The organism is Lysinibacillus sp. COL-1 (genome assembly GCF_059814265.1).
The window spans coordinates 678,436-701,849 of sequence record NZ_JCAWSJ010000004.1 but is presented as its reverse complement, the minus strand read 5'-3'; the positions used below and the strand labels follow the sequence as shown (position 1 = coordinate 701,849).

25 protein-coding genes are annotated in these 23,414 nt (G+C 38.1%); 7 read left to right on the top strand and 18 right to left on the bottom strand.

Translation table 11 applies throughout. The features are described from left to right. Positions 1-75: 75 nt before the first annotated feature. Positions 76-993 (bottom strand): heme o synthase, encoded by a 918-nt coding sequence (cyoE, locus tag AC6BKE_RS11610; RefSeq protein WP_036125331.1) that lies wholly within the window; start codon positions 991-993, stop codon positions 76-78. Positions 994-1,329: 336 nt separating this feature from the next. Between cyoE and AC6BKE_RS11605 the strand changes: the two genes are divergently transcribed. After that, positions 1,330-2,253 carry a COX15/CtaA family protein gene (locus tag AC6BKE_RS11605; RefSeq protein ID WP_499856851.1) on the top strand — a complete coding sequence of 308 codons (924 nt, stop codon included), beginning with the start codon at positions 1,330-1,332 and terminating at the stop codon, positions 2,251-2,253. A 54-nt stretch (positions 2,254-2,307) separates the two neighbouring features. On the opposite strand, the gene AC6BKE_RS11600 is transcribed toward AC6BKE_RS11605, so the two are convergent. The 5 genes from AC6BKE_RS11600 to AC6BKE_RS11580 all read right to left on the bottom strand — a co-directional run bounded on the left by AC6BKE_RS11600 (position 2,308) and on the right by AC6BKE_RS11580 (position 8,211). Further along, positions 2,308-2,496, bottom strand: a complete 189-nt coding sequence (locus tag AC6BKE_RS11600; RefSeq protein WP_036125343.1) for a hypothetical protein — start codon at positions 2,494-2,496, stop codon at positions 2,308-2,310. After that, the gene (locus tag AC6BKE_RS11595) at positions 2,489-3,109 is read right to left on the bottom strand and encodes a TetR/AcrR family transcriptional regulator (protein ID WP_036125348.1); all 621 of its coding nucleotides are present in this window, start codon (positions 3,107-3,109) and stop codon (positions 2,489-2,491) included. The genes AC6BKE_RS11600 and AC6BKE_RS11595 overlap by 8 nt, the downstream gene beginning before the upstream one ends. Positions 3,110-3,240: 131 nt before the next feature. Continuing rightward, a complete protein-coding gene (pyc, locus tag AC6BKE_RS11590; protein ID WP_499856850.1) occupies positions 3,241-6,675 on the bottom strand; it encodes a pyruvate carboxylase in 3,435 nt (1,144 codons plus the stop codon). A gap of 12 nt (positions 6,676-6,687) precedes the next feature. Next, on the bottom strand, positions 6,688-7,869 hold the full coding sequence (locus tag AC6BKE_RS11585) for an FtsW/RodA/SpoVE family cell cycle protein (protein ID WP_101966399.1): 1,182 nt from the start codon (positions 7,867-7,869) through the stop codon (positions 6,688-6,690). A 60-nt stretch (positions 7,870-7,929) separates the two neighbouring features. Continuing rightward, positions 7,930-8,211, bottom strand: a complete 282-nt coding sequence (locus AC6BKE_RS11580) for an Fpa/YlaN family protein (RefSeq protein ID WP_036125355.1) — start codon at positions 8,209-8,211, stop codon at positions 7,930-7,932. A 182-nt stretch (positions 8,212-8,393) separates the two neighbouring features. On the opposite strand from AC6BKE_RS11580, the gene AC6BKE_RS11575 reads away from it, so the two are divergent. Together AC6BKE_RS11575 and AC6BKE_RS11570 are read left to right on the top strand one after the other, a co-directional pair. After that, entirely contained in the window at positions 8,394-8,894 is a 501-nt protein-coding gene (locus AC6BKE_RS11575) for a molybdopterin-binding protein (RefSeq protein ID WP_036125357.1), read from the top strand. An 11-nt stretch (positions 8,895-8,905) separates the two neighbouring features. Further along, a complete protein-coding gene (locus AC6BKE_RS11570) occupies positions 8,906-9,109 on the top strand; it encodes a YlaI family protein (protein ID WP_036125360.1) in 204 nt (67 codons plus the stop codon). 779 nt (positions 9,110-9,888) lie between these two features. Here the strand turns inward: AC6BKE_RS11570 and AC6BKE_RS11565 are convergent. The 5 genes from AC6BKE_RS11565 to typA all read right to left on the bottom strand — a co-directional run bounded on the left by AC6BKE_RS11565 (position 9,889) and on the right by typA (position 14,949). Then, on the bottom strand, positions 9,889-10,683 hold the full coding sequence (locus AC6BKE_RS11565; RefSeq protein WP_036125362.1) for an ABC transporter permease: 795 nt from the start codon (positions 10,681-10,683) through the stop codon (positions 9,889-9,891). Next, positions 10,676-11,443 carry an ATP-binding cassette domain-containing protein gene (locus AC6BKE_RS11560; RefSeq protein ID WP_141903382.1) on the bottom strand — a complete coding sequence of 256 codons (768 nt, stop codon included), beginning with the start codon at positions 11,441-11,443 and terminating at the stop codon, positions 10,676-10,678. Before AC6BKE_RS11560 ends, AC6BKE_RS11565 begins: the two co-directional genes overlap by 8 nt. 1 nt (position 11,444) lies before the next feature. After that, the gene (locus AC6BKE_RS11555) at positions 11,445-12,437 is read right to left on the bottom strand and encodes an ABC transporter substrate-binding protein (RefSeq protein ID WP_058843452.1); all 993 of its coding nucleotides are present in this window, start codon (positions 12,435-12,437) and stop codon (positions 11,445-11,447) included. Between the two features lie 238 nt (positions 12,438-12,675). Then, on the bottom strand, positions 12,676-13,074 hold the full coding sequence (locus tag AC6BKE_RS11550; RefSeq protein WP_036125369.1) for a YlaH-like family protein: 399 nt from the start codon (positions 13,072-13,074) through the stop codon (positions 12,676-12,678). A 30-nt stretch (positions 13,075-13,104) separates the two neighbouring features. Further along, the gene (gene typA / locus AC6BKE_RS11545; protein ID WP_036125372.1) at positions 13,105-14,949 is read right to left on the bottom strand and encodes a translational GTPase TypA; all 1,845 of its coding nucleotides are present in this window, start codon (positions 14,947-14,949) and stop codon (positions 13,105-13,107) included. Between the two features lie 138 nt (positions 14,950-15,087). Here typA and AC6BKE_RS11540 point away from each other — a divergent pair, with 138 nt between their 5' ends. After that, positions 15,088-15,273, top strand: a complete 186-nt coding sequence (locus AC6BKE_RS11540; RefSeq protein WP_036125374.1) for a DUF5325 family protein — start codon at positions 15,088-15,090, stop codon at positions 15,271-15,273. 107 nt (positions 15,274-15,380) lie between these two features. On the opposite strand, the gene AC6BKE_RS11535 is transcribed toward AC6BKE_RS11540, so the two are convergent. Then, the gene (locus AC6BKE_RS11535; protein ID WP_036125376.1) at positions 15,381-16,175 is read right to left on the bottom strand and encodes an inositol monophosphatase family protein; all 795 of its coding nucleotides are present in this window, start codon (positions 16,173-16,175) and stop codon (positions 15,381-15,383) included. A gap of 209 nt (positions 16,176-16,384) precedes the next feature. Continuing rightward, positions 16,385-16,582, bottom strand: a complete 198-nt coding sequence (locus tag AC6BKE_RS11530) for a YkzI domain-containing protein (protein WP_036125378.1) — start codon at positions 16,580-16,582, stop codon at positions 16,385-16,387. Between the two features lie 126 nt (positions 16,583-16,708). On the opposite strand from AC6BKE_RS11530, the gene AC6BKE_RS11525 reads away from it, so the two are divergent. After that, positions 16,709-17,335 (top strand): YktB family protein, encoded by a 627-nt coding sequence (locus AC6BKE_RS11525; protein ID WP_036125380.1) that lies wholly within the window; start codon positions 16,709-16,711, stop codon positions 17,333-17,335. A gap of 112 nt (positions 17,336-17,447) precedes the next feature. Here the strand turns inward: AC6BKE_RS11525 and AC6BKE_RS11520 are convergent, their stop codons facing one another. Both AC6BKE_RS11520 and AC6BKE_RS11515 read right to left on the bottom strand, forming a co-directional pair. Next, positions 17,448-17,735, bottom strand: coding sequence for a UPF0223 family protein (locus AC6BKE_RS11520; RefSeq protein WP_036125382.1), 288 nt, complete (start codon positions 17,733-17,735; stop codon positions 17,448-17,450). 20 nt (positions 17,736-17,755) lie between these two features. Further along, positions 17,756-18,715 carry an NAD(P)H-dependent flavin oxidoreductase gene (locus AC6BKE_RS11515; protein WP_499856849.1) on the bottom strand — a complete coding sequence of 320 codons (960 nt, stop codon included), beginning with the start codon at positions 18,713-18,715 and terminating at the stop codon, positions 17,756-17,758. Between the two features lie 143 nt (positions 18,716-18,858). Here AC6BKE_RS11515 and AC6BKE_RS11510 point away from each other — a divergent pair, with 143 nt between their 5' ends. Next, the gene (locus AC6BKE_RS11510) at positions 18,859-20,328 is read left to right on the top strand and encodes an aminotransferase class I/II-fold pyridoxal phosphate-dependent enzyme (RefSeq protein WP_058843449.1); all 1,470 of its coding nucleotides are present in this window, start codon (positions 18,859-18,861) and stop codon (positions 20,326-20,328) included. 286 nt (positions 20,329-20,614) lie between these two features. Then, positions 20,615-21,211 carry a methyltransferase domain-containing protein gene (locus AC6BKE_RS11505; RefSeq protein WP_141903378.1) on the top strand — a complete coding sequence of 199 codons (597 nt, stop codon included), beginning with the start codon at positions 20,615-20,617 and terminating at the stop codon, positions 21,209-21,211. A 59-nt stretch (positions 21,212-21,270) separates the two neighbouring features. Here AC6BKE_RS11505 and AC6BKE_RS11500 read toward each other — a convergent pair whose 3' ends face one another. The 3 genes from AC6BKE_RS11500 to AC6BKE_RS11490 all read right to left on the bottom strand — a co-directional run bounded on the left by AC6BKE_RS11500 (position 21,271) and on the right by AC6BKE_RS11490 (position 23,364). Beyond that, positions 21,271-21,948 (bottom strand): LrgB family protein, encoded by a 678-nt coding sequence (locus AC6BKE_RS11500; protein ID WP_036125423.1) that lies wholly within the window; start codon positions 21,946-21,948, stop codon positions 21,271-21,273. Continuing rightward, positions 21,941-22,387, bottom strand: coding sequence for a CidA/LrgA family protein (locus tag AC6BKE_RS11495; RefSeq protein ID WP_499856848.1), 447 nt, complete (start codon positions 22,385-22,387; stop codon positions 21,941-21,943). Before AC6BKE_RS11495 ends, AC6BKE_RS11500 begins: the two co-directional genes overlap by 8 nt. A 194-nt stretch (positions 22,388-22,581) precedes the next feature. Then, positions 22,582-23,364 carry an SDR family NAD(P)-dependent oxidoreductase gene (locus AC6BKE_RS11490; protein WP_499856847.1) on the bottom strand — a complete coding sequence of 261 codons (783 nt, stop codon included), beginning with the start codon at positions 23,362-23,364 and terminating at the stop codon, positions 22,582-22,584. Positions 23,365-23,414 lie beyond the last annotated feature (50 nt).

The window sequence follows — 23,414 nt, the reverse complement described above, 5'->3', positions numbered from 1 at the left end:
GTTGTATTTTCATGTGTTCCTAGGACATTAGTTCTGTCTATATGAATTCTTAAAAAAAAGAAAGAATTCCTAACTTTAGCTAAACAGCGCAAATATTATGATGGCTACAAATAGTATGGTCATATGATTCAACGAATAAATAAACATTTTATTTGCCCACTTCATATCATCTTTTGTTGTAAAGCCTTTCAGAGCTAGTATTAACCAACCCAAATTCAATGCAGTGGCAAGAGTTAAAAAGCCAATTCCAAGCTCTGGTAAAAGGAAAGGTAACGGTAATAATAAAAGAATCCAGAATAACATTGAGTACTTTGTACGTTTAAATCCCTTTACTACAGGTAGCATTGGTATTTTAGCTGCACGATATTCCTCCGTACGTTTCATAGCAAGCGCATAAAAATGTGGTGGCTGCCATGCAAACATAATAAGAAATAAGGCAAGTGCTCCTAGACCTAAAGCAGGTTCAACCGCTGCAAATCCAATAACCGGAGGTATAGCCCCTGAAATACTTCCTACAACCGTGTTACTAACATGCTTCCTCTTTGACCACATTGAATACAGAACGACATAAGCAAATATTCCTGCTAGTCCCCACATGCCGGCTGCAAACGATGCCGCAAATAACAAAATTTCACCTACAATTAAAAATGAGAGGGCAATGGTCAATACAAAATTCGGCTTGAATCTGCCAGTCACTGTCGGTCTTGCTTTTGTTCTTTTCATGATAGGATCAATATCCTGATCAATGAAATTATTCATTGCACCTGAGCCACCAATGATTAATGCCGCACCCAGCATGGTGTAGAATATAACATCAAGCTCTTGCAAGAAATGTCTACTAGTAAACTGAAAAGCCAGCCACATCCCTGTAAACGTTGTGACAAGATTCGAGTTAACGATGCCAATTTTTATTAGTGCTAAGAAATCTTTTACAACAGATGTTGTTTCTGGGCCAGTATTTCTAGTAGCCGCCAGTGTACGACCGTTTGACATAATACCTCTCCTTTCATTTTTGTAAGCATATTCCGCTAACAATAACTATAGCGAAATTTGCGATTGATTTCTAGACATTAAGTGAAATTTAGATGAAGTTGTAAAAATTAGTTTTGTCTAGAAATATAAATAAAAACAACATATCTATAGTAAAACATTTTCTAAAATGAATTGTGAAGGTTAAAGCACGAAATTATGAACAATTTGTGAAATGGATTCGACATCTATTACTCCCTTCTCTTTACAAGTTGTTTTTTATACGTATTTTCGATATTATCTAGTAGCAGAAACATTACGCTCTTGTAATGTTGATAGATAAAGTAGGTGACTCATTTTATGCAACACAACAGGTATTTAAAGTGGTTTGCTGTTGCCGCTACAGTAGGGATGCTCCTTATATTACTAGGTGGAGCTCTCGTTACCAAAACAGATAGTGGCTTAGGCTGTGGTCGAAACTGGCCTGATTGTAATGGATCTCTTATTCCAAAGGAGATTACACCAGAAGTCCTGATTGAATTTTCACATCGTCTTGTAACTGGAGTCGTATCTATTTCAATTCTTGTGTTAACCATTTGGACATGGCGTAAACTCGGACATATTCGTGAAGTAAAGCTATTAGGTTTCTTAGCGATGTTTTTCTTAATCGCGCAAGCTCTTATTGGAGCAGCTCAAGTATTATGGGGACAAGGTGATTTCATCCTTGCACTTCATTTTGGAATTTCTCTTATTTCCTTTGCTGCGGTTCTTCTTCTTTCTATGATTGTATTTGAGGTCGATCGAAAATTTGATGCCGATAACGTATTTATTGGTAAAAAGTTACGTTGGCATACAATTGCTGTCACAATTTATTCTTATTTAGTTGTTTATACAGGGGCGTTGGTTCGTCATACAGATTCGAGCTTAATTTGTCCTGACTGGCCATTTTGCTATAATGAAACACCTTTCGCACTACCGAATAACATGTACGAGTGGGTGCAAATGGGACATCGACTAGCTGTTCTTATTATTTTCATTTGGATTGCATACATAACTTTGCACGCTGTGAAAGAATATAAAAATCAACGTGTTATTTACTATGGATGGGTTATTGCCTTTACTATAGTAGTTTTACAAGTGGTTGCTGGTATGTTAGTAGTCCTCACTAGACTGAATTTAACAGTCGCTTTACTGCATTCATTATTCATTTCCCTTTTATTCGGTCTATTATGCTACATGATCATGTTAGTTGCTCGTAGTAATTATAATGAAAAAAAGAAATAGGCTATCAAAAAAGATTCGCCACCTATTATGTGACGAATCTTTTTTCTATGATTCTTATTTTTGTTTCTTCAAGGTCTCCGTTCCTATAATTCCTACAATTAAAATAATCATAGATACTAGCGCATAGTCTTTAAAAAATGTTGTAAAAGGAATATCGAAATATCGACAAATAACCGTTACAAGACGACCTCCTAATAGAATTAAACCAATGACAAACATCCAATTAAATAGTGCTTTAAGCATTTTTATGTCCCTCTACTTTCATTGCTGTCCACATAATCTTAATTACTTCTTGACTATATTCCTCTGCCTCAACCGAAATCGGTCCCCCTATTAGCATATATTCACCAATAGCACCTTGAATCACTTTTGCCATCACCTGGACAGAGTCAACAGTAAATGTCCCCTGTTCTTTACCATCCTCTAATATTTTACATAAAGCCTTCAATAAAGGATCTTCACCATCATCCGAAATTTTATAATAAGGAACATCCTCAGCTGTACGAGCATTGAATATAATTTCTAATAATGCCGCATTCTCCTTCGGATGTGTCGCTTGATAAGCAATACTTGCCTCTATGAAATTTGCCAATTGTGTAGCTGGATCATCGGCAGCATATGTTTTTGTCAAAATAAATGTTGCGGATTGTTCAAGTAACGCTTGCAGGCTTTGGTCGATCAAATCTTGACGATCTGCAAAATGGTATGAAATTAATGCTGTACTGATAGTAGCCCGTTTAGCAATTTGTGCTAAACTTGCCTTGATATAACCAATATCATCTAGCGTCGTTATAGTTGCTGCAATAATTTGTTGCTTTCTAGCTTCCTGAATAAACGTGTTTTTATGGCTATCCATAGATCCTCCTTTTGATTGATTAATTATTTTTTTGATTACTTAATCAAATTTTAAAGGATTTAATGTCTAAATACAATGGAAAAGGTTATGTAGATACTCAAATAGCATCTCATAACCTTTTTCATGATTATTTATTCAATTTCAATCAATAAATCCCCTGTTGAAATGGCATCCCCTGCACTTGCATAAACCTCTTTCACAACGCCGTCTTTCGGTGCTTGAACGGTTGTTTCCATTTTCATTGCTTCTGTGATTAATAGGTGGTCACCGCGTTTAACTGGACTACCTTTGGAAACAACGACTTTTAACACAGTACCTGGCATTGTAGCACCAATTTGATTTGGATTGCTTGGATCTGCTTTTAAAGCTAGATTACCATCTACCTCTACAGTCATATCTTGAATAACCAATTCACGAGATTGTCCGTTTAACTCGAAGTACAGAACACGCGTCCCATTGTGCTGAGGTTCACCAATGGAAACAAGTTTAATAATTAACGTTTTTCCTTTTTCGATTTCGACTTCAATAATTTCCCCTAGCTTTAAGCCATATAGGAATGTAGGTGTGTCTAGAACCGAAATATTGCCGAAGGATTCTTCCGTTTTCGCGTACTCTTCAAAGACTTTTGGATAGAGTGCATAGGCTAATACATCCTTTTTCGTAACAGGACGATTTAACTTATCCTCCAGTACAGTCTCTAATTGTTCAAACTGAATAGGCTCTAATAACTCTCCTGGACGAACTGTAATTGCTTGGCGGTCTTTGAGCACAACCTGCTGTAGTGCCTCTGGGAATCCGCCATGTGGCTGTCCAAGATAGCCTTGGAAGAATTCAATAACAGAATCTGGGAAATCAATCGTTTGCCCTCGAGTTAGCACTGTGTTTTCATCTAAATCATTTTGCACCATGAAAAGTGCCATGTCGCCTACCACTTTGGAAGATGGTGTTACTTTAACAATATCACCAAATAGTAGATTTACACGGGAATACATATGTTTTACTTCTTCCCAACGATCGCCAAGACCCACTGCTTTTGCTTGCTGCTGTAAGTTACTATATTGTCCACCAGGCATCTCATGCACATAAATTTCAGAATGTGGGCTGATCATACCACTTTCAAAATCTTTATAGTATTTACGTACATCTTCCCAGTAGTACGATAATTTCTCTAAAACATCTATATCCGCACGTACCTCGCGTTTACCGCCCTTCATCGCATAGTACAAAGAGTTTGCACTTGGCTGAGATGTTAAGCCAGCCATAGAGCCAAGAGCTGTATCAATGATATCTACTCCTGCTTCAATGGCTTTCGCATATAAATAAATCCCGTTACCACTTGTGTCATGTGTATGCAAGTGGATTGGCAGACTTGTCGTCTCTTTTAACTCGGAAATTAAACGATAAGCTGCTTCTGGCTTCAATAAACCAGCCATATCTTTAATCGCTAAAATATGGGCACCTGCTGCTTCAAGCTCTTTCGCCATATCTTTATAATATTGCACCGAATATTTGGCACGACTGTCGTCCAGAATATCTCCTGTGTAGCAAACCGCCGCTTCCGCAATTTTTCCAGATTGACGCGCTGCATCAATAGCTACTTCCATGCCTTTAATCCAGTTCAAGCTATCAAAAATGCGGAAGACATCAATGCCTGATGCTGCCGATTCGGCGATAAATTCACGGATTAAATTGTCAGGATAGTTCGTATAACCAACAGCATTGGCTCCACGCAATAACATTTGGAATAACACATTTGGCACTTGCTCACGTAGTTTGGCTAAACGCTCCCACGGGTCTTCTTTCAAGAAACGATAGGCTACATCAAATGTTGCTCCACCCCACATTTCCAGCGAGAATAGTTGATGCATCATACGAGCTGTTGCATCAGCAATTTGATACATATCCTGTGATCGAACACGTGTAGCGAGCAGGGATTGATGAGCATCACGGAATGTTGTATCTGTTAGCAGTACATCATCCTGTGCTAAAATCCATTGTACTAAGCCATCTGCCCCTTGTGTGTCTAAAATTTGCTTTGTACCTGCTGGTGGCACAATAAGTGGATCGATTTTAGGTATGTTCGGTCGCACAAAAATGGGCTTAGATTTTTTCTCTACTCCAGGGAAGCCGTTTAATGTAACATTCCCAATATAGCTTAGCAGCTTAGTTCCTCGGTCCTTTCGAACAGGGAATTCAAATAACTCTGGTGTTGTATCAATAAAGCTTGTATCAAAAGCACCTGATAAAAATTTTTCATGTGTGACGACATTATTTAAAAACGGGATATTTGTTTTAACACCACGAATACGGAATTCTTTTAAATTACGATCCATTTTCGCAGCAGCTTCTTTAAAGTTCATGCCTGATGTTGAGATTTTCACTAGTAAAGAATCATAGTATGGTGTAACGACAGCACCTTGGAATCCATTCCCTGCATCTAAACGCACACCGAAACCGCCACTTGAACGGTAAACCATTAATTTTCCTGTATCCGGCATAAAGTCATTAGCAGGGTCTTCCGTTGTCACACGAGCCTGAATAGCATAGCCAATCATTGGCATATCCTCTTGCTTCGGCATATGAATTTCTTCACTGTGTAGACCATAGCCTGCTGCCACCTTAATTTGGGCATGGACAATATCGACACCTGTAATCATTTCTGTAATCGTATGTTCTACTTGAATGCGAGGGTTCACCTCGATGAAATAAAAATCTTCTCCTGCAACTAAAAATTCCACTGTCCCTGCATTTATGTACGAGACATTCTTCATTAATTTCACAGCAGCATTACAAATACGATTTCTTAACTCTTGTGAAATCGAATGGGATGGCGCAATCTCAACCACTTTTTGATGACGACGTTGAATCGAGCAATCACGTTCATATAAATGCACAATATTGCCCTGCTGATCGCCAATAATTTGTACTTCAATATGTTTTGGTTTGATGATGGCCTTTTCAACATACACCTCATCAGATCCAAAAGCAGCCTTTGCCTCTGATTTTGCCCTTTCGTAAGAAGAAGCAAGCTCCTCTGGTGTATGCACAAGACGCATCCCACGCCCACCACCGCCAAGTGCCGCTTTAATCATAACTGGAAAGCCATAATCGTTAGCAAATGCCTCTACCTCTGCTAGATCGGCTACAGGACCATCTGTACCAGGAATAACAGGAATCTCAGCCGCAATAGCTTGCGAACGTGCTTTGACCTTATCCCCAAACATATCTAAATGCTGAGAAGTTGGTCCAATAAAGACAATCCCCTCTTCTTCACAGCGACGTGCAAATTCCACGTTTTCTGATAAAAAACCATACCCTGGATGAATCGCATCAACATCTGCATCTTTTGCGATGGCAATAATACCCTCAATATCTAAATAGGCATCAATTGGTTTCTTGCCAGCTCCCACTAAATAAGCTTCATCTGCTTTAAAGCGATGAAAGGCACCACTATCTTCCCTTGAATAGATGGCAACGGTTTGGATATTCAGCTCCGTACAGGCACGGAAAATACGAATTGCAATTTCTCCTCGATTGGCTACGAGAATTTTGTTGATTGATTCCATAGATATCCCCCTTTATGATTGTGTTTTTTTCCTCTCTACCTTTTCAAACATAGAAACATTGATTAATATTCCCATCGCTAAAGATAGAATGATTATAGATGTACCGCCATAGCTTATAAAAGGTAACGTTACACCGGTTAACGGGATTAACCCGGTTATCCCCCCAAGATTAATAAACGATTGCCAGCCTATCCAACTCGCAATACCAGCTGCAATCATGCGTGCCAACGGATCTTTTGTTCGTAATGCAATGGAAAAACCTTTATATACAATAAATCCTAAACCACCTAAGACAATTAAAACTCCCCATATTCCCAATTCCTCCATTATAATCGCCATTATAAAATCTGTTTGTGGTTCAGGTAAGTACCCTAATTTTTGAATCGATTGACCAAGACCACGTCCTTCTAAGCCACCTCCGCCAATGGCATAATAACTATTCACCACTTGGTGACCACTACCACTCTCATATTCAAACGGATTTAAATAAGATAGAATCCGTCCTTTACGGTTATCAGTTAGTAGTTCCCCCTTGAATAGCAAAAGGATACCAAGGATTGCTGTACCGAAGGCTACTAATACACCAAAGAACTTCCAAAATGTTTTAAAGGGAATGCCACTTGAAGCTACTACAGATACAGCTATTCCACACAGAATAATAACTGCTCCCAAGTCTGTTTCGAAAGCTACCCCAGCAACCACTAAAATCCATAGGAAAATGGGATAAAAAATTTCAGTTGGTTGTAGCTTTTCAAACGTATGTTTTTGCGCTTTTCTATAAAAAGCAGCTGCAAAATATAAAATAATAAATAGTTTCGCATATTCCGAAGGTTGAAAATTCCCTAATCCTGGAATAGCAATCCAACTCTGAGAGCCTACTTGATCTGCCCCGTGACCAAACAATTTTAACCATGTGAATAACACCGCTAGTATGATCGTTAGTAATAACATAATGTTCTTATTCGCATAATGCTTGTAGGGGAAAAAGGCTGCCACTATAAAACCAATAAATGCCACCAATAAATTGGTAACTTGTTTTTGATAAAAAAAATCAGGTGCTTGCTCTTTTTGCGCAATCGCTACCATCATACTTGAACTGTAAATCATTATTAACCCAAATAAACTTAATAATAGGACCGTAAAAAATAAGGGGTAATCAAAATTTTGTGCATATCGTTTTAAGTATTGTCTCATTAGAAAACCTCGTTCTAGTAAAAAAACTCAAAGCGCAAAGAAGCGTTTGAGTTTTTCTTTTTATTTGTCTGTATACGCATCGTGCAACACAGACAGTTCCTTCTCGAGTGAATCGAGAATTTCTTTGCCTTTATCACGTTCAATCAGTCCAAGCTTCACAGCAAAATCGATTTCACGTGATAGGCCGAACATTTGTGTATCTAATACTTCCTCATATAAAGGGCATTGTGGCATTGTTAAATGATCCATTTGTACTCGAATAAGGCGAGCAATCTTGTCTGCATCAGCAACTAATAGCTCCAAAGCCTTCTCTTGAAAAGAAGTTTGTGATTTCGTATCCATGAGGACGCCCCCATTATCTGATATTTCTTCGATTCTATCTTAATAAAGTTTATCTTCTAGTCGTTAAAAATGCAAGTGTCTTCATTGGAAAATAGAGAATTCGGTTTATATTTCTTTATTATCTCTAGGCATTAGCGTTATACTATGTCATGGATATACAAGATTTAAGGAGGATTTCTATTATGGAAACAATAATTCCTATCACAGGTGCCGTCTCATACCAACTAACATTAGATCCCACTGTATGGATATTCGACGATCGTAAATTAGATTTAAACACTTACTTTACGACACAAAACATTGAGGAAGATTCTGACATCAAATATATGCGTGAGGTTGGTGCTCACTGGTCTCGTGAAATTATGGAGGGGGCCACATTCCCACCTACATTAAAATCAGAGCGTAAATTTGACCGTAAAGGAATGGAAACAGGTACTTTTGGTATCCAATTAAGTCATTTCTTGAAGAATGCTGAAATTAAACCTGAAGCGACAAAAATCGTTTTAGAATGCAAAGATGGACAAGAATTTCCATTCACAATTGAAGAAGCTTCAACACTAATATTAAAATATAGCCAAGACGGCAAGCCTCTTTTAGAAGATGGCCCAATCCATGTATTATTAAAAGATGGTTCAAATATTGACAATCCTATTAAAAACATATCAGCCATTCGCGCTGAATAGGAGGGAATGCAATGCGCGTAAAATGCGTTATTTGCGATACGATTGATAATTTAGATGATAATCTGCCTTTAGCCAAGAAGTTACGTAACCGTCCAATTCATACGTATATGTGTACAATTTGTCATGATCGTATTAAAGAAAATACGTTTGCACGGATAGAAACGGGCAATTTCCGTTTTTATCGTACTTCACCTCAAATGGATAAAGAATTTTAACTAAATGACAGATTAAAAAGAAGTGCCTCAACTATAAAGACACCTCTCAGACTGAAGACAAACTCAAAAAAATCGAGCGTTTGCCTTCAGTCTTTTTCTTTTACAATAAACAAAGTAAAGCCGTTGATTTCCACTACAGGTGGACGCTTTTCGTGGGCGGAGTCACTGCCATTCGTTCCAATCAACTTTTACATAAAGTACTCCATCTACATGTATTGATGAAAAGTAAACCTTTGTGGTGATAATCCATGAAGCAAACCAATAAACGTGAACAATTAGCGATTGATCCATTAATACCCAAAGTTTACTTAGTATGAATACTAGAGGCTGCTATCGATTGTCGTTTAACTTAGTAGAAAAACTCCCTTCAGCTTATGGACGTCCAAGTATGTTTTCTTACATTTATTCTATTTATCTTTGGCATTGGCTCCATGCCCAAACTATGAAAGAAACCGCATTCAATGTGGACTATTACCCAAATAAACCAAATCCTTTGATTTGTATTAAGTGCCCTCGCCTAAGCCTTATTACAATGAATAAAAAGTAATAATCATCAGAAACTCATTCAACGTCCTATTGGGGAATCGTGGTAGCGGAAGTTGAATATTTACAACATCCTTATAATATTAAACAAATCTATGCAAAGCGCAGAGGAACCTTGAAGCATGTCTTTGCGAATGGAAAAAAAGGTATCAAAAATGACAAAAGGAATCGAGAAGTTCACACTCGATTCCTTTTGTCAACAGTCTGAGAAGTACCTCAACTATAGAGAACCTCTTTTATCCGTTATTTTTAATAATTATTTTTTCAACCAATTCAACTACTTGATACATAATGGTCGCAAAAAACGCAATGATCAGAAGCGACATGAGCACAAGGTTAAAATTAAAAACTTGGAAGCCATAAATAATTAAATAACCAAGCCCTTTTGAAGCTACTAAAAATTCACCTACAATCACCCCTACCCATGATAAGCCAACATTAACTTTCAAAGTTGAAATAATCGTAGGAAATGAAGCTGGCAAAATTACTTCACGAAAGATTTGCCATCTAGTTGCCCCAAATGTTTGTAAGACCTTACTATAATTTGGATCGACACCTTTGAAAGCTGTATACACAACAATGGTTGTAATAATGATGGAAATCAATGCACCCATGGCGATAATGGAAAAATAGCCTGGTCCGAGCGCAACGATCAAAATAGGGCCAAGCGCAACTTTCGGCATCGCATTTAAAATTACTAAATACGGGTCGAGAACCTTTGATAGTAGCGGAGACCACCACAATACTATAGCGATTAATGTTCCTAGTAAAGTACCAGCAATAAAACCAATCACCGTCTCCATTAATGTCACACCAACATGTAATGTTAATGTACCATCACTTACTTTTTCAATAAATGTATGCCAAACATGCGTCGGTGAGCTAAATATTAAACGATCAATCCACTCTAGTCTTGAAAGAAGCTCCCACCCACCAAAGAATAGCAGTAGAATGATAAGCTGATATAACCGTACAAAGCGTTTTTCTTTTTTTAGTAATTGCTGATATTGTTTAAATAATGTGTTATCCAAGACTCTCCAGCTCCTTCCAAATGGTTTGGAAAACATCTGTATAGGCTGGATGCTGTCTTACATCAAAGGGTGATAGCTCACGAAGAGCTTCAGGTATTTCAAACACTCTGTGCAATGCCCCGGGATTGGCTGAAAATAGAAAGACACGCTCACTCATCGCGATAGCCTCGCCAATATCATGTGTTACAAGAATAGCCGTCTTTTTATACGTTTTTAAGGTCTCCACAACTAAATCCTCAAGCTTTAATTTCGACTGATAATCCAAAGCGGAAAATGGTTCATCTAATAATAATATTTTTGGGTTTACGGCTAATGTGCGAGCAAGAGCCACACGCTGTCGCATACCTCCTGATAATTCTCGTGGATAATTATTCCCGACATGTGGTAAGCCAATTTCCTGTAACAGTGCATTGGCTGTCACTTTATGTGTTTTATTGCTTCGTTCCATAATTTTCAAACCAATTGTTACATTTTCCTCAATGGTCTTCCACGGAAATAAATAATCTTGCTGAAGCATATAGCCAATGCTAGATTGATTATGTGCTGATAGCTCTTCACCATCTATATAGACCTTGCCTTCAGTTGCAGGAAATAATCCTGCAATAATTGATAATAATGTTGTTTTCCCACAGCCACTCGGTCCAATAAAGGACACAAATTCTCCTTCACGAATCGCTAGACTAATATCACGTAATACTTCCTTTGCCTGTGTGTTTGAAAAATAACTATGGTGAATGTTCTCCAGCTGTAAAAATTCCATATTACTCAGCAGCCTTTTTGGCAAAGGTTGTATTCACAAGTTTGTCATATTCCACTCGTTGAGGAAGTTCACCTGCTTCCTCCATAATTGTTTGCAAGTTATCCCACTCTCCTTCATCGAGAACTGGGTCAGTAGCATAAGAGCCCTGCGCTTTGTAACGCTCAATCACGGTTTCAATGATCGCTATATCGACATTTTCAAAATATGGCTGAATCATTTTTGCTACTTCTGCTGAACTCTCATTTTGTACAAAATCCTGTGCTCGTTGCAATGCATTTGTAAAAGCCTGAACCGTTTTCGCTTCATCCTTTAAATAACTACTTTTTGCCATAAAAGACGTGTAAGGAAGATTGCCAGACTCCGTTCCAAACGAAGCTACGATATAGCCTTTCCCCTCTTTCTCAAAGACGCTCGCAGTTGGTTCAAATAATTGTACATAGTCACCAGTACCTGAGGCAAAAGCAGTAGCAATATTGGCAAAATCAATATTTTGAATAAGTGTTAAATCATCTACAGGGTCAATGCCATGTTTTTTCAACACAAATTCTCCTGCCATTTGAGGCATACCGCCTTTACGTTGCCCCAAAAATGTTGAGCCCTTTAATTGATCCCACGAAAAATTATTCATTTTATCTCTTGCTACTAAAAAAGTACCGTCAGTTTGTGTTAACTGTGCAAAATTTTGAATGGGATCATTAGCACCTTGTAAAGTGACATAAATAGATGTCTCTGATCCAACTAAAGCAATATCAATCCCGTCTGACAGTAACGCCGTCATAGTTTTATCGCCACCTGCAATCGTTTGTAGCTCAACAGAAAGACCCTCCTCCTCGAAGAATCCTTTCTCAAGTGCTACATATTGTGGCGCATAGAAAATTGAACGAGTTACTTCTCCTACTTTGACTTTTTCTAGCTCTGCTTTATTACATGCTGTCAAAGAAAGGAGTAACAAAGCAATGACACCTAATAGCAAACCTTTTGTAAGCCCACGCATTCCCTTTCCTCCTTGATGTGATGAAAATAAGCCTATCGACATTAACTTATTCACATTAGAAGATTTCGGTGCCTACCAATTTATTTTGATTTAGCAATTATTTAGCGTCAGGTACATCAAATAATATTTTTGAGAAGGCACTTTTCGAGCAAGCTCGAGAATTGATACAAAAGAAAACAGCCTTAGCGTAATAATCGCTAAGACTGTATAAAAATTCTTATTATAAAATACATACTTGTTACTGATTGGTAGCTTGTTGCTCTTCTCTTTTTTCACGCCATAATCTTGTTTTATATACGATTAAAATTAAGGCTGCCACAATCAGACCCTCAATCATTGGCAAGAATAGGGCGAAAAACGTTAGCATGATACAACCTAAAAATAGGAACGCATAAATAATAATGTTTTGAGATAGTTTTAATTTCTTGGCAAAGCCTAACTTATAGACAATGGCAGAAAGTGCAAATACAAGAAGAAATACAACATAGCCTGCAATTTCATAGCTTGGTAAATTTTCGTATAAAAATCTAGTTATACCCGCCATTCTTCCATAAACTCTTGTTGTTTCATCGGAACTTGTCTGTGCAGCAACTTGAATAACATTTAGTTCACCCAATAAAGCGGACTTAATATCCAAGACTCCTCTTCCTTTCATGTCAGCGGAAAATTATTGTTCTGCGTTACGTAATTTTTTCGCTGCTTTCTCACGTTCATTTTTATCAAGAATTTTTTTACGCAGACGAATAGATTCTGGTGTGATTTCTAAGTACTCGTCATCACCTAGGTATTCAAGCGCTTCTTCTAAAGATAAAATACGTGGTTTTTTAATAACATTCGTTTGGTCTTTATTTGCTGAACGGATGTTTGTTTTTTGTTTCATTTTTGTGATGTTTACAGTGATATCAGCGTCACGAGTATTTTCTCCAACGATCATACCTTCGTAAATATCTGTACCTGGCTCCAAGAACAGTGTACCACGGTCTTCAATTTGCATCATCCCATAAGTTGTTGATTTACCAGTTTCCATTGAAACTAGTACACCTTGGTGACGTCCACCAATTTTACCTGGTAGTAATGGTTGGTAGCAATCAAACGTATGGTTGATGATACCGAAACCTTTTGTCATCGACATGAATTCAGTAGTATAACCAATTAAACCACGAGCTGGTACTAAGAACGTTAAACGAACTTGACCACTGCCGTTGTTCACCATATCAAGCATTTCACCTTTACGTGCACCAATTGATTCAATAATTGAACCAACATTTTCTTCTGGTACATCGATTTGAACACGTTCGAATGGCTCACATTTTACGCCGTCGATTTCACGCACGATTACTTGCGGTTTAGATACTTGTAATTCGAAACCTTCACGACGCATATTTTCAATAAGAATTGATAGATGAAGCTCACCACGACCTGAAACTGTCCAAGCATCTGGAGAATCAGTATCTTCAACACGTAAAGATACGTCCGTTTGTAATTGAGCACGTAAACGCTCTTCTACTTTACGAGAAGTAACCCATTTCCCTTCACGACCTGCGAATGGCGAATTGTTTACTAAAAATGTCATTTGTAAAGTCGGCTCATCAATACGTAATGGTGTAAGCGCTTCTTGGTGTTCAACAGGACAAACTGTTTCACCAACGTTGATGTCTTCCATACCTGAAACGGCGATTAAATCACCAGCTTTTGCTGTCTCTACTTCTTCACGTTTTAAACCGAAGAAACCAAAGATTTTCGTTACACGGAAGTTTTTCACTGTACCGTCTAATTTCATCAGTGCAACTTGTTGACCTACAGAAATTGTTCCACGGAATACACGACCAATTCCGATACGTCCAACGAAGTCATTATAGTCAAGTAGAGCTACTTGGAATTGTAATGGATCTTCTGAGTTATCCACTGGTGCTGGAATAGCCTCGATCACTTTTTCGAATAGACATTTCATATTTTCTTCTTGTTTAGATGGATCTGCGTCCAAAGAAGCTGTACCATTTACACCTGAAGCATAGACAACAGGGAAATCTAATTGATCGTCATCTGCACCTAACTCGATAAATAATTCAAGCACTTCATCCACTACTTCTAGTGGACGAGCTGAATCTTTGTCTACTTTATTAACAACAACGATTGGTGTTAAGCGTTGTTCTAATGCTTTTTTCAGTACGAAACGTGTTTGAGGCATACAACCTTCATACGCATCGACAACTAGTAAAACGCCGTCTACCATTTTTAAAATACGTTCTACCTCACCACCGAAGTCAGCGTGTCCAGGCGTATCAAGGATGTTGATACGAGTTCCTTCATAGTTTACTGCTGTATTTTTAGCTAAAATCGTAATACCACGTTCGCGTTCAATATCATTAGAGTCCATTGCACGTTCTTCAACACGTTCGTTTGAACGGAATGTACCTGATTGTTTTAGTAATTGGTCGACTAAGGTAGTTTTACCATGGTCAACGTGGGCGATAATTGCGATATTGCGAAGATCTTGACGTAAGTTTGTCATTATTCCACTCCATATTCTTTTTTCGAATGTTTAACTGTGATATTATAGCACAAGAAGGATAGAAATGTCCTTATTAGAATTTCCATCATTCTAAAAAATATATTTGATTTACAAATTTTTTATATAGGAGGCTAGGCTATGAATCGTGCAAAAATCGTAATGGCTATCTATGCATTAGCAGCTGTACTAGCAATGTGCTCTATCGGCTATTCTGTTGCGGCTAGTAGTGTATTTGGTGCAATAGCAGGTATTGTGGCAACTTGTGTCATTTTCATGACAGCCTTTAAAATGAAGCGTAAACTACGTACACAAGGCTTACTTTAATCAAGTATGCCTTGGCAGATGTTAATTTAGCTGGTTGAAAACCCACTGAAAAAATAAGCAATCAACATGAAAAGGAGCTGTCTAGTTACTAGACGGCTCCTTTTTATTTAATCGTACGGCACAATATATTTTTCTAATAATTCTTTATGGATGGAAGGATTGGCGATGATAAAAGTATCTTGATGGAGGAAATCAAAGCCTTCTCCATGTAAATTTGTTGCAACTGCCCCAACCTCCTGAGCAATGATGGTTCCGCCTGCAATATCCCATGGTGCTAGTCGCATGGAGACATATGCATCTAGTTTGCCACTAACAACAAATGCAATTTCCATTGCCGCTGACCCGTAGGATCGTGTACCACGCACTTTGCGAACCATTTCTATCACCTTTTCATGGTGGATATGTCGATTGGGTGCCACCCAATGTGCATTAATGCCAATGACCGACTCCTCCATTGAGACAGACTGTAGTTTACGCAATGGTGAATCATTATACCATGCCCCTTGACCTTCAATGGCATTAAATAAATCCTCTCGCATGACATCAAATATGTACCCTAACTTTCCAACACCATTTACAAAAATACCGATAGAAATCATAAAATGACGATGTTGTTTGACGAAATTCATCGTGCCATCAATCGGATCAATAATCCAGACAACACCATCTAATGATTCGACCTTTTCGCCCATTCCTTCTTCCCCTAAAATTTTATGGGTTGGATCAAAAGCTTTAATTTGCTCGATAAAAAATAATTCGGTCTCTCGGTCAATATTGGTAACGAGATCATTTGCACCTGATTTTGTCTCAATAACTAGATTATACGAAAAAGCCTCTCGAATACGTCTTCCAGCTTCAAAAATGATACTTTTTGCAAATTCATCAATTTGTTGTAAATGCACTCAAAACCCACCCTTCGGATATAAGAAAAGTCTCTCTCGCTCTCTTTATGCTCCTCATACCTTTTCCATCACTTAACCATTTGTTTCGACTATAAAAAAACAGAGGACTGCAATTTGATATAATTTCTATTTTACCCTTTGTCACAATAAAAATCACCTGCTGTCGGAATATTCAGCAAGTGATTTTTTAAATAGGTATTAAATTTTGATTACGCATAGGCGTGCAAGCTTTCAAGTTCCATCTGTATTTCAGCCAGACGTTTTTTACTTTTTTCAATTTCAATATCATTTTTTTCATTCATCGCCTCAAAGAGTGATGCTAATTCATAATCTAATTCTAATTGTAAAATGTGTTCATATTGCTTTTCAATGTCAACTTTACGTATAATTTTTACGATAGGTTTCATAAAAAACACTTCCTTTTTTAATTTTTTTTACAAAAACTTTTTTATTTCGATAAAGTTCTTGTTATAAGATTTTTTCCCAAAATCAGCGTAAAATAAACCTTATAAAACGAAAGGAGTAAAATAAAATTGCCAAAAACAAAGTGGACAAACAAAGACTTTAATGTTTTTACAATAGACGGTTTAGAACAAAGAATGGATGCTTTAACTTCCCTTGTACGTCCAAAATTCAATCAGCTAGGAGAAGACTTTTCTGCTTATTTCTCTAGCCAACTAGGTGAAGAATTCTTCCCTCATGTTGCCAAACATGCTCGAAGAACTGTCAACCCACCAAAGGATAGTTGGGTTGCCTTCGCTCCATATAAAAGAGGTTATAAATCATTGCCTCACTTTCAGATTGGTCTATGGCACACACATTTATTCATCGTCTTAGCTATTATTTATGAAGCACCGCAAAAAAATGTTATGGCTGAGCGTTTACTTGCCCATAAATCTTTATTGGAGCAACTTCCTACTGATTTTATTGTGTCAGGTGATCATATGTCCCCTGAGGCCATTTCCCTCGAAGAGGCAAAAGAAGACAAGCTTGAAGCATTGCTTATACGACTACGAGATGTCAAAAAAGGTGAGTTCTTGGTTGGTCGTCACATTCCAAAAGAGCAAGCGACAAAGCTAACAGCTAGTGAGTTACAACAATTAACAGAGGAAACATTTAATCGCTTACTCCCTCTTTACAACGTCATTGTTGGAAAATAGTTTTACTTAGATTCATTTGATGATGATTTTTATTGATGTAGTTTATGCAAAATGTCGTTTTTTAACACAAAAAATAAAAAAAATGGATGTGAGTTGTGCTCACATCCATTTTTTATCGACCGTTTTTAGGGACAATTTTTATAAGCATCCCATCTTCGGCTTCCTTGGTTTGTTTGACGACAGGATAGCTAATATAGCCACTTGCCTCTTCGAATTCTCGAAAAATTGTTTTTTCCTCTGCTTGAGATGGAACAATCTCTTTAAAGCGACGATATTTAGCCAGCATGACTTCACGCTTGATGCCCTTTTCATAAGCTTTCTCAATTCCTTCAAAGAATTGAACGACATCCACAATTTCCTCTGTGGACCAATCAGTTGAAAACGGATAAGAATATTCCATTCGACAAAACCACCTTTATGTTATTGCCCCCATTTTAACCGGATACTTTCAGCTTCTGCAACCATTCGATTAATAAGTTCCGCTACGGTTGGGATATCGTGAATCATTCCCGTCACTTGACCAGCCCAGCCAAAGCCTTCATTTTGATTGCCATCGTAAATAAAACGCTTATTGGCTGAACCACTGATATAGTCTTTTAAAGCCTCATATGTTGGTGTTTTTTCCTCAATTTCTAAAATCTTTGTCGTAAATTCATTACGTAAAGCTCGTGCTGGCGCGCCGATAGAACGCTTAATAATCGTCGTATCAGCCTCCGTACTAGCAAGCAGAGCCTCTTTATAAGCCTCTGATGCATCGACACATTCTTTTGTGGCAATAAAGCGTGTGCCCATTTCAATGCCTTCAGCTCCCAATGCGTGTGCAGCTAGCCAACCGCGCCCATCACCAATGCCTCCAGAAGCAATGACTGGAATTTTCACACTATCAACCACTTGAGGAACTAGCACCATTGTGCCAACGTCATCTCGCCCAAGATGACCTCCCCCCTCTTGACCAACAACCATCACAGCATCTGCTCCTAGTTGTTCAGCTTTTTGGGCTGGTCTACGAGCAGCTACAAGTACCAATTTTTTGATAGCTGTTCCTTTTAGCAACTCAAAAATAGGTGCTGGGTTTCCTCCAGTCATCGTAATAACTGGTACTTCTTCCTCAACTGCAACGCGCACCATCTCCTCAAAGCCTATACCATGCAGACCAATCGCAAAGTTTACGCCAAACGGTTTATCTGTTAATGTTCGGACTTTCTGGATCTCTGCTCGTAATAAATCAGGATCTCGTAAGCTCATGGCTGTTATTTGCCCTAGACCGCCAGCATTCGATACAGCTGCCGCTAAATCAGCATATGCTAAATAGGCTAACCCACCTTGAATAATGGGGTATTTAACCTGCAAAAGCTCCGTCACACGTGTATTCCAATTCATAGTACCTCCCCTTTCGTTCGATACTAATTTCTCTTTATCCTGAAAAAAACCTTTTATTTTTATGAAAAGTCTATTTTTTCGTGTCGTTAGGTGCTATAATTCATTTGTTTTCTTAGATATTATAAAGTGAGGTGGTACCTGCGTTGTCACAACTAGAGACTCCATTGTTCGACGTATTACTTAAACATCGGAACAGACATCCAATTCAATTCCATATTCCAGGCCATAAGAAAGGGCAAGGGATGGACCCTGCTTTCCGAGAATTCGTCGGCGACAACGTTTTATCAATTGATTTAATTAATATTGCTCCACTAGACGATTTACATTCACCAAAGGGTGCTATTAAAGAAGCACAAAGCCTTGCAGCTGAAGCCTTTGGTGCTGATCATACATTCTTTTCCGTTCAAGGTACTAGTGGTGCCATCATGACGATGATTCTGACCGTCGTCGGCCCAGGTGATAAGATTCTAGTGCCACGGAATGTTCATAAATCTATTATGTCGGCGATTGTATTCGCTGGTGCAATTCCAATTTTTATTCACCCAGAAGTCGACAGTGAATATGGAATTTCTCATGGCATATCGCCTGAAGCTGTCGAAAAAGCGTTGAATGCTTATCCAGACACAAAAGCTGTACTTGTTATTAATCCAACTTATTTTGGCTTTACAGCTGATTTAAAGCGCATTGTCGAAATCGCTCATGATCGTCAGATTCCAGTAGTCGTAGACGAAGCACATGGTGTACACATAAAATTCCATGATGACCTACCGTATTCAGCAATGGAGGCAGGTGCAGATATGGCAGCAACAAGTGTACACAAGCTCGGTGGCTCCATGACGCAAACTTCCATTTTAAATGTCCGTGAAGGTCTTGTTTCAGCGAAACGTGTACAAGCTGTCTTTTCCATGCTAACAACGACATCGACTTCATATCCATTACTCGCTTCGCTTGACACAGCTCGTCGCCAGCTAGCCATTCATGGATATGATTTAATCGACGATGCATTGCGTTTAGCAAAAGATGCGCGTAAACGCATCAATCAAATAGCGCATTTAAAGTGTGCAGGTAAGGAAAAATTACATTCATCGGCGACCTATGATATGGACCCATTAAAACTGCTTATCAGTGTAAAAGATTTAGGTATTTCTGGTCATAGAGCTGAGGAATGGTTACGATATAATGCCAATATTGAAGTGGAACTGTCTGACCTTTACAATATTTTATGTTTAGTGACATTGGGAGATACGAAAAAAGAAATTAATCTTTTAGTAAATGCACTCACTCGTATGTCAAAAGCATTCGATTCTGAAGCGGCTATCACAGAAGCTGTAGTGAATGTACCAGAAATCCCAGCTCTTGCCATGTCACCACGTGATGCCTTTTATGCCGATACAGAAGTCGTTCCTCTTGCAGAAGCGGATAACTGTATTTGTGCAGAATTTATTATGGTCTATCCTCCTGGAATTCCGATTTTTATTCCCGGGGAAATAATTACACAAGAAAATATTCATTATATTCAAATGAATATTGAAGCAGGTTTACCAGTACAAGGACCCGAGGATACAACATTGAAAACAATTCGGGTAATAAAAGAACGAAAACCTATTTTTTAAAAATTAAAAGCTAGTTCTTCATTGTGAAGAGCTAGCTTTTTCATTATCTCTAAAACACTCAAGTGAGCTTTGCTATGCTTGGATATCATTGCTGCTTTAGAAATTTCTCTTTACCTGTCCCAATCATTATTAATTACATATATAGATGGTACTTGAATATTACTTGAGAATTGATTATTTGCCTTTTCATAACGACTAGTTGCTTTTTCAAGCTTTCAACTAAATAAGCTAAAAATTAGAATAAGCAATCTATATTATTTACAATATAAAAAAGGGAGTGAACTAAATGAATACTTGGGATCAACGTTTTCAAGGAGCAGAATACGTTTATGGCGAACAACCTAATGCCTTTATTAAAGATTATGTATATTATTTGAAAGATTACCCTAATATCGCTGCCTATGCAGAGGGTGAAGGACGTAATGCTGTTTTTTTAGCCACAGCTGGACATACGGTTACTGCCTATGATTATGCACAGAGTGGTCTTCAAAAAACTGAACAATTAGCACTGAAGCATCAAGTGACAGTTCAAACTAAGCTAGCCGATTTACTGCTGGATGAGCTTCCCGTTAATAAATATGATGCGGCCATTATGGTATTTGGACATTTTCCAGCAAAGCAACAACAAACGGTCATACAAAAGATTATCGATTCAGTCAAACCAGGAGGGCGAATTATGATGGAGTTATATTCCATTTATCAGCTCCCTTATGCTTCAGGTGGTCCACAGCAACTCGACTTTTTATATAACCCTTTAGATGTCCTCCAATGGTGTCAAGCATATAAAATTATCCACTTTTTTACAGGTGAGCAAATTCGACATGAAGGAATGCTACACACTGGGCTAGCCCATACGATTCAATTGATTATTGAAAAAAGCTAAAGAGGTTGTCTCAAATAGTTTTTGAGACAACTCTTTTTTTGCACAAAGCGACAATTGGATTATAAAAATAAATAAACAAATAAAGGACAGAAAAATGCCCCAATAACAGCCGTTAAGCCCATCGATAATGAACCAACTGATAATTCCTGTTCCCCATATTCTCTTAATTTTACAAGACCTACACCATGTGAGGCACTGCCTACAGCCACACCTCTACTAACGGCAGAGTTGATTTTGCCATATTTAATAACGAATGGTCCAATAATAGCCCCTACAAACCCTGCAATCATCACAAAAACAGCAGTTAGAGGCGGGATACCCCCTATCGTTTCGCTTACCTGCATCCCAACAGGCGTGGTTAATGATTTAGGTAAGGCCGTCAGCATCCAGCTAGACTTTACACCAATCCATTTTAGTAATACAAAAATTGTCATTAAGCCTGTAATCATACCGATGAAAAGTCCTGATAAAATAGAATACTTATATTTTATAATAATAGCTCGTTGATTATAGAGAGGATAGGCAAGTGCGACAACTGCTGGTCCAAGCATTTTCTGAAGCCATTCTCCACCTCTCATATATGTTGCATATGGAATATCGAATATAAGTAAAATCATCACACTGACCACTGTAGTAGTGACCAAGGGGATCATGATGGGATGTGGAAATCGCTGATAAAACTTTGTGAACAATACAAACATAATGACGGTACTTAGGACAACAATTGCTTCAATCAACCGTTAACTCTCCCTTCCCTTCATCAACAGTGGTTTCCGTACCTTCTTTTTTCGCCAATTCTTTTTTCTCAATGATTTGTGTCAGTAAACCCGTGACATAAATAGAGATTAATGTACTAGCAATAACGGCTAAAATAATCAACAGGCCAGTGACTGACATGAGTTCTGGATAATCAATAACCCCTACCGTTGCTGGTATGAAAAACAATGTTAACATACCAATTAAAAAACTTGCACCGTCTTGAATATATTCCACCTTAATGATTTTAAACATGAGTGAAAGTGCTAATAACAGTAATCCAATAATACTTCCTGGAAGAGGTATGTGTAAATAGGTTACAATTCCCACCCCCATGTAATAAAAAATGGTCAGTATGCCAATTTGAGCAATGATACGAACAACTCGTAACAACAGCGCAGCAAAATTTTCGTTCAACATTTCGCCACTTTTCACCCCCTATATCGTTCATTCTACATCTGCAAGAATTTTCTGTCTATTATAATTTTAGGAAAATAATATAAAAAAAGAAAGCGGATGGCTTTCTTCTTTTAATTAAGAGAAATATAGGGGTTGTCTCATCATAATTTAATGAGACATCATTAAAATTATTTTCCTAAAAAAGATTATCCTATTTATAATGCGTGACCAGAGCCACCATCAATATTCACTGAAGTCCCTGTAACATAACTTGCTGCATCAGAAACTAAAAATGTGATGACGTTAGCGGCTTCTTGCGTATCACCTACACGTCCAAGTGGAATAGTTTTCCCTACCTTACGAGAATAATCTTCCCACGATAAATTAGGTTCTTCCTTTTTCCAATTCTTTTCGATCTGATCACTGCGAATAAGCCCAATACATACAGAATTTACGCGAATATTATCCTTCCCTAAATCCTTGCTCATCGCTTTTGTCAAAGCAAGTCCCGCAGCGCGGCTAACTGTAGTAGGAAGCGAGCTTGCTGGAGGTGTCTTAGCCATCACCGCTGTCACATTAACGATTGCACCTGCACCAGCCTTACGCATATATGGTGCAGCATATTTGGAGCAATGTATAGCCCCAAATACCTTTAAATCTATGTCTGCTTGCCACAGCTCACTACTCACTGATTCAAAGGGATTCGCTGAAGCTGTACCAGCATTATTAATGAGAATATCAATGCGTCCAAAATGTTCTACTGTACGCTCAATTAAATACTTACAGTCCTTTTCCTTTGTAACATCAGCTGGAACAATTAAAACATCCACACCTGTTTCATTTTTAATACACCCAGCTGCCACCTGTAGCTGTTTTTCTCCACGTGCGCAAAGTACAACATGAGCCCCCTCTTTGACAAGCTGCATGGCCGTATAATAACCAATTCCTTTACTCGATCCTGTAATAATTGCTACTTTCCCAGTTAAATTAAGCTCCACTATGAAATCCTCCCTTACTTTCTACAATGCTATCATTATAGCATTTATCG